At 32.6% G+C, this 811-nt stretch carries 2 protein-coding genes; both read right to left on the bottom strand.

Features of this window, described 5'->3' with window-relative positions; all coding sequences use genetic code 11:
- Positions 1-254 (bottom strand): IS3 family transposase (locus J3U50_RS04510; RefSeq protein WP_301945653.1); only part of this gene is annotated, 254 nt, incomplete at its 3' end.
- A 20-nt stretch (positions 255-274) separates the two neighbouring features.
- On the bottom strand, positions 275-763 hold the full coding sequence (locus J3U50_RS04505; RefSeq protein ID WP_054608412.1) for a helix-turn-helix domain-containing protein: 489 nt from the start codon (positions 761-763) through the stop codon (positions 275-277).
- Positions 764-811: the final 48 nt, after the last annotated feature.

The following is an 811-nucleotide window of genomic DNA, read 5'->3' as shown; positions in this document are numbered from 1 at the left end:
CTTTTATAACTATCACATAAGAGTCCTTCGTTCTTCATGATGCGAAGGACTTTTTTATGATTGATATTATATCCTCGGCGTTTCAATTCAATGGTTACTCTTCTATATCCGTAATCTTTAAATTCGTTTCTAATGACTTTCATCTCACTGATGACCTCTTGGTCATCAACTTCGTACTCACGTTGACACGCATCGTAATAACTACTACTAGACATCTCGGCAATATCTAATAACACAAATAATGGAACGTTCATTTCTCGCCTTAACTCATTTATTATTTGCGCTTTTTCTTTATTGGTGATTTTTTGCTTTGAATCAAGGCGTCCAATTTTTCCAAGTATGCAACCTTAGCTTGTAAGTAAGTTACTTGTTGTTCAAGTTGCTTATTCTTTTCTTCTAATGACATATCTTTATTATTTTTCATTTTGGGCGGTCTTCCTTTAGGTTTATTTAGGCGACCTTCAGCTTCTAATCGTTCCCATTGATATATCACAAAAGGACCGCTTATACCGAAATGCCGTGCGGCATTTGTTAAAGATTCATGATTTTTAAGTCGCCAATTTATGACCTTTATTTTAAATGAATATTCATAATATGTCTTTGTATTTTTTGAGAAATATTCAATTCCAAATTGTTCAACTTTTCTGATCCATTCATAAAGGGTCGCAGACCCTTTAATACCATATTTATTAGTGATTTTTGTAAATCCTAAACCATTATAATAATCTTTAATGGCAGCTAATTTTAATTCTTTAGAAAACATAAAAGAACCCCTTAAGTTAGATTTCTCCAACTCAAGGGGTTCAGTTCA

The sequence above is a fragment of the Lactobacillus sp. B3795 genome (genome assembly GCF_026535805.1).
Classification (GTDB): Bacteria; Bacillota; Bacilli; order Lactobacillales; family Lactobacillaceae; genus Apilactobacillus; species Apilactobacillus kunkeei_C.
Note: the sequence above shows the minus strand (reverse complement) of the source record. Positions and strands in the feature narration are given on the sequence as shown.